Here is a 3,117-nt window from a genome sequence, read left to right as displayed (position 1 = left end):
GTCGAATCGACTTCATTACATTGTCAGGCTCGCTGCTTTATTCAGAGCCCTAGGTTCAACCGGTGATACGGCAGGTTCACTCTAAGCGGTGAACAGCGCTTCATACGACTTCACGTCGCACGGACAGAAATGAGTTTGGGAACTCGCACAACACAATGAAAAGCAAATAAATTTTGAAGTCAATTCATTCTTTAGTCAGCGGTGATATTTCAGTCTTGATACTCACTTTCCTTTCCATTGAGCGCTCTCGACAATCAACGCCTAGGCTTGTAAAGCTTAACGTTTCTTCATCTTGATTTTTTGCGCAGCAACAGCAGAAAAATTGCTTGAATCTTTGAGCCATAGAGTATAATTCAGGCGGCTTTTTGATATAGAAGTCGCTCACTGATTTAGGCAGTTTTCTTGAACCCATAGCTTTTGCATTTGGCTTAGATAAATGAGGTCTATCTAATTGGTGCGCCTCAGTGGAAGGTTGGTTGTTAATCATCTCGAATAAACCCATTTCAATCCATCAATGGTTCGGACACTTTTTATAAGTAATTGAATTTACGTAATTTTATAAATTGAATCTGAAAACACAGATTCATTAAAATTCAATGACTTACTAAATATTGAGGCACGACCAATCAAAAACTGTCCGAAGTATTGATCCATAATAAGCGGCCTAAAAACTTTGCTTCGGGGTTGTTGCTATAGTTTGCTCACAGATATCATCGAACAGTGTATTCTCATTTTTTCAGCTACATTATTTTCTTTGTGGCTGTGGCTGTGGCATTTCGGGATGTAGGTTTTTTAGCAGAGCAGTAATGGCATCACCATTTTGCTCCTCCGCCAATTCTAGTGGGGTTTTACCATTTGATTTAAGGTTTATATCTACGTTGGCTTTCAGTAATTACTTAACAACCGCCGCCTGTTTATTACAAACTGCAAGATAAAGCGGAGTGACGCCTTTATATGAGACCCTATTTACATTTGCATTTAAACCAATAAGGTATTCAACGATATCGCTTTTGCCTGCAGCACAAGCAATGTGTAGCAAGCTTACTCTATCTTCTGAAGGGGTATGTTCCAACAATAACCGAACATTAAACTCTGAAGGCAAGGCTTTAATTAATCGTTTCAACTCACAGAGTTTTCCATTCGCGCAAGCTGATAACAACTCACTGGTATGTTGTTTGGTAAGGCCTTTAATAGAGTATACGATTTCTGTTTTTGCAACGACTTCCGTTGCGGGTAAAGGTTCGGCGCCTGTTAATAGCTTATCCTCTTGCACTTTGGGTTATGAATAAACAGTTGATTTTATGCTAAGGTCACGCGCAGCTTGTCGCATTACTGCGTCCACACCTTCACTCGCTTTTCCTGCGGCAGTTTCAGTTATTTTGCAAGCTTCGTTGAACCCTTCTTCTAGCTGTTTTAACGAGATAGTAACGGTTTTTTGAGTAGGGTGGGATTTCACAGCCGCACCTTGCTGCTCTGAGTTTTGTTGACTTTCAAATATCTCAGGATGAGTTTGTTTGGCAATATCAATAGCTACCCCTTCTACAACCTTCTCCGCTTGCTGCTCGCTGATATTAACACCTTGTTTATGTAATCGTTCAATTAATCGAGCAATGGCTTCGCGTTTAATGTAACAAGTTACTCCCAAACCAATAGCGCTAATAGTGATGATAACACCGCCAACAATAAGCACTCCTGCTACGATGCCACCGACATTAGCGCCTTCTGCCGAGGGTGGCGCTTCTGAAGCAATAGGTATATCAGAAGCAATACTGACACTTGGAGGACGACTAAATGCTGAAGAGGCAGCAGGGGCTATTGTTGACGAAGTAGGTAATTTGCTTTGATTGCTTAGATAGCTTGAGTTGCCACAAATTTTTTCTTGACTTTGAGGATCATTTCTAAGGTCATTAATTTCAAGATGAACGTCGTTAACAATATCAAAACCTGTTAAGTTTAGTATTTTCGCATTATGGCAAAGGGTTATGTTTAGGCTAGATGTTGTTTTATTTAACTTAAGAATTGAGTTTCCCGTGGCGATTATTTCCGCTTCATCTCCAGCGTTATCTGAAAGCAAAAAGCTTCCTGAGTCTTGTATTTTTATTTGCGCATTTGCTGCCGAATTTCCACCGAGCTTAACAACTCCATTTTGGCAAGCCACTATAGTAGAATTTTTTAGAGCTTGCTCACTAGCTTTCAGCCCCACACCTGCAGTATTTTGCACAGTAAAGTTGGCTTGCGGAAAAGAATGACCTCTTGCGTCAACCCCCACACCACCCGCATTGGAAATTACCACCGTAGCCTTAAACCCAACATCATCAGTAGCAGTGATGCCTACACCTCCAGAGTTTAAAGAGTAAAGTCTTGCTTGAGCACAGCTATCTAGCTCTAAAACAAATCCTGTCTGATCTGATACTCTTGAAACAACGGTTGCATTCAATAGTGAATTAAATCTTCCTCTAACTGATACATCCTCACCACCACTGCTGATAGCGGTAACGTACCCTTCTCTAAGAGTGTTCCCGTCAAGCGTTGCATACGTTCCTAAATAGTTTCTATTTTGGGGTTGAACTATCAAATTTATTGCTCTACCCGCATTTTGCGTGAACATGGCAATACTAGTATCGCTTACTGTTATATCTGCTTTTTCTACGGAATGCCCCTTAAATTCATATATCATATTTCTGAGCGTAGCTTCACTGCAATAACCATTATCACCGCCTATTAAAAGCTGATTGTTAACATTAGAAAATTCTGTTTGATTTTTATTGGTAGGGCAATCTGAATTAGGGGGTTGTGGTTCGGGTATATCCTCCCCCACAGATAGCAACCCTCTCATAGCCATATGCTTAGGTTGTAGGTTGTCTTTAAGGTTTGGAGACTCAACGTGCCGTTTTATTAATGGCTCTTGTGGTGCATCATAGTATGCATCTCCATCAGCATCGATAACCACATCCGTATCTTGAGCAGTGCTTGTTGATTCTGGCATGGCTGGTATACGACTGCTTATGTAATCCATTGCACCATCTGCAACCTGACCAGCGGCATAAGCCCCCATTGCACCAAAGACGGCATTGGCTCCACGGCGTGCATAACTATCTTTGGGTACATTCATTTCTG

At 41.2% G+C, this 3,117-nt stretch carries 3 protein-coding genes; all 3 read right to left on the bottom strand.

Going from position 1 to position 3,117, the window contains the following annotated elements:
• Positions 1–184: 184 nt before the first annotated feature.
• Positions 185–487, bottom strand: a complete 303-nt coding sequence (locus D5018_RS21080; RefSeq protein WP_133309371.1) for a hypothetical protein — start codon at positions 485–487, stop codon at positions 185–187.
• A 405-nt stretch (positions 488–892) separates the two neighbouring features.
• Entirely contained in the window at positions 893–1,273 is a 381-nt protein-coding gene (locus tag D5018_RS21075; protein WP_121840934.1) for an ankyrin repeat domain-containing protein, read from the bottom strand.
• A 6-nt stretch (positions 1,274–1,279) separates the two neighbouring features.
• The coding region (locus D5018_RS21870; RefSeq protein ID WP_165905147.1) for a hypothetical protein at positions 1,280–3,117 on the bottom strand (1,838 nt) is incomplete at its 5' end.

Origin of the sequence: Parashewanella curva, assembly GCF_003675895.1 — a bacterium.
Classification (GTDB): domain Bacteria; phylum Pseudomonadota; class Gammaproteobacteria; order Enterobacterales; family Shewanellaceae; genus Parashewanella; species Parashewanella curva.
The sequence above is the reverse complement of the archived record's forward strand: the minus strand, read 5'-3'. Positions and strand labels throughout refer to the sequence as shown.